The organism is Bradyrhizobium jicamae, assembly GCF_018130215.1.
GTDB classification, from domain to species: Bacteria; Pseudomonadota; Alphaproteobacteria; order Rhizobiales; family Xanthobacteraceae; genus Bradyrhizobium; species Bradyrhizobium jicamae_A.
In genome coordinates, this window is record NZ_JAFCKQ010000110.1 from 1 (window position 1) to 2,607 (window position 2,607).

Here is a 2,607-nt window from a genome sequence, read left to right on the forward strand (position 1 = left end):
GTACGCCTCCGACGAGGGCCGTCTTGCGTGACGGGTGGTAATTCGCGAAGCGTGTGACCTTTAGTCTAGCTTTAAGGTCATCAGGCGATGCGGGTCGAGGTTTTGGGCGGGCTGGAGCGGCGGCGGCGCTGGTCGCAGGACGACAAGGCACGGATTGTCGAGGAGACGCTGGCACCGGGCGCGAAGGTAACCGAGGTTGCGCGTCGCAACGGAGTAGCGGCCAGCCTGGTGTTTACCTGGCGTCGACAAGCACGGACATCGGAACAAGGTGTACCGTCTTTTACGCCGGTGCAGATCGCCGCCGTAGCGGCCTCCGCTGAGGAAGCTCCGAAGCTTTTGCCTACGGTTGATGGCCGAGTTCGCTCCGTGGCAGCCGCGCGTACTGGATTGATAGAGATCGATCTCGGCAACCGACGGTGCATCCGGGTGGATGCGCACGTCGATCCGGAGGCGCTGGCGCGGGTCCTCGATGTGCTTGGACGCCGATGATTGCTATACCGGGGAATGTGCGAGTGTGGCTCGCGACTGGCTACACGGATATGCGCAGGGGCTTTCCGTCGCTGGCCCTCCAAGTGCAGGAGGTGCTACACAAAGACCCGCTCAGCGGTCATCTGTTCGTCTTCCGCGGTCGCCGCAGCGATCTCGTGAAGGCGATCTGGCACGATGGCCAGGGAGCCTGCTTGTTCACAAAAAAACTCGAGAGAGGAAAGTTCATCTGGCCATCGGTTGCCGGTGAATCGGTAACGATCTCGCCGGCGCAGTTGAGCTATCTTCTGTCCGGGATCGATTGGCGCAATCCGCAAGAAACCCAGCGTCCGACGCGGGTCGGATAACCGTTTTGGGTTTGAATCTGCCGCTCGATCTGATTCAATGGCTTCATGATATCGAAGCCGGACGACCTCCCGTCGGATCTCGTCAGTGCCTTGGCAGCGCTGCAAGCCGAGCGTGAGGCGCGGCTGCGGGCCGAGGCGATGGCTGCCAGCGCGCAGGCGGAGCTATCGGATAACGCGGCGCTGATCGCGCATCTCGAGCTGCGGATCGAGAAGCTCAAACGCGAACTGCACGGGCAGCGATCCGAGCGCTCGGCACGGCTGCTCGAGCAGTTGGAGTTGGAGCTGGAGGAACTCGTCACCACGGCGAGCGAGGATGAGCTTGCCGCACAGGCGGCGGCGGCGAAGACGCAGAACGTCCGTCCCTTCACGCGTAAGCGGCCAGTGCGCAAGCCTTGGCCAGACGATATCGAACACGAGCGCGTCGTCGTTGAAGCTCCAACGACCTGCGCCTGCTGTGGTGGATCGCGGCTGGCGAAGGTCGGCGAGGATGTGACCAAGACGCTGGAGGAGATTCCGCGCCGCTTCAAGGTCATCGAGACGGTACGCGAGAAGTTCACCTGCCGCGATTGCGAGAAGATCAGCCAGCCGCCGGCACCGTTCCATGCCACGCCGCGCGGCTTCATTGGTCCGCAGTTGCTGGCGACGATCCTGTTCGACAAGTTCGGCATGCATATCCCGCTCAATCGCCAGAGCGTGCGCTTTAAGGCCGAGAGGATCGATTTGCCGCTATCGACGCTGGCCGACCAGGTCGGCCACGGGACCTTCGCCGTCATGCCGCTGTTCCAGCTGATTGAGCGTCATGTGCTCGCGGCCGAGCGCCTTCATGGCGACGACACCACCATCCGCATCCTGGCGAAGGGCAAGTGCACGACCGGCCGGATCTGGACCTATGTGCGGGATGACCGGCCGTTCGCCGGGCCTGCGCCGCCGGTGGCGGTCTATTATGCCTCGGGCGACCGACGGGGCGAACATCCCCAGAAGCATCTGGCCGCCTTCGCCGGCATCCTGCAGGCGGATTGCTATGGCGGCTTCGAGCCGTTGTTCGACCCAAAAAGGAAAGCGATGCCGATCACACCGGCATTTTGCCTGGCCCATGCGCGGCGAGGCTTCTTCGAGCTGGCCGACATCGAGAAAACCGCACGGGAAGGCCGCAAGGGCAAACCGGTCTCCCCGATCGCGCTGGAGGCGGTCAGGCGTCTTGACGCCCTGTTCGAGATCGAGCGCGCCATCAACGGCCGTAGTGCCGACGAGCGGCGCGCCGTGCGCCAGGAGCGGAGCAAGCCGCTGCTCGACGACATGCACGCCTGGCTGCTGCGCGAGCGAGAAACCCTCTCGCGCTCCGCCGAGGTCCTGAAGCCCATGAACTACATGCTCAGGCGCTGGGACGACTTCGCCCGCTTCCTCGACGATGGCAGGATCTGCTTGACCAACAATTGCGCTGAGCGTGCATTGAGAGGCATTGCCTTGGGAAGGCGCAACTGGACCTTCGCTGGTAGCCAGCGTGGCGCCGACCGTGCCGCTATCATGCTGACGATGATCACGACCTGTCGCCTCAACGACGTCGATCCCAAGGCCTGGCTCGCCGACGTCCTCGCCCGGATCGCCGAGCTTCCCACGTCGCGGCTGCACGAACTGCTGCCCTGGGAATGGAAGCTCCTGCGCCAAGCCGATAAGCCTGCCGGTCAGCAGGCCGCCTGACCTTCACCCAACCGATCATAGAGCTCACTGTGCCCGCGCGCGTGCGTCTATCAGGCGGTCCTCGTCGTATGCGTAC

The 2,607-nt window shown here is 63.8% G+C and carries 3 protein-coding genes; all 3 read left to right on the plus strand.

What is annotated here, in order from left to right:
* Positions 1-87: 87 nt before the first annotated feature.
* From tnpA to tnpC, 3 genes are read left to right on the plus strand one after another with little or no spacing between them, the layout of a single operon-like run.
* Positions 88-489 (plus strand): IS66-like element accessory protein TnpA, encoded by a 402-nt coding sequence (tnpA, locus tag JQ586_RS40095; RefSeq protein ID WP_212400134.1) that lies wholly within the window; start codon positions 88-90, stop codon positions 487-489.
* Positions 486-833, plus strand: coding sequence for an IS66 family insertion sequence element accessory protein TnpB (tnpB, locus tag JQ586_RS40100; protein WP_212400135.1), 348 nt, complete (start codon positions 486-488; stop codon positions 831-833). The genes tnpA and tnpB overlap by 4 nt, the downstream gene beginning before the upstream one ends.
* Before the next feature lie 45 nt (positions 834-878).
* A complete protein-coding gene (gene tnpC, locus JQ586_RS40105) occupies positions 879-2,531 on the plus strand; it encodes an IS66 family transposase (protein ID WP_212400136.1) in 1,653 nt (550 codons plus the stop codon).
* Positions 2,532-2,607 lie beyond the last annotated feature (76 nt).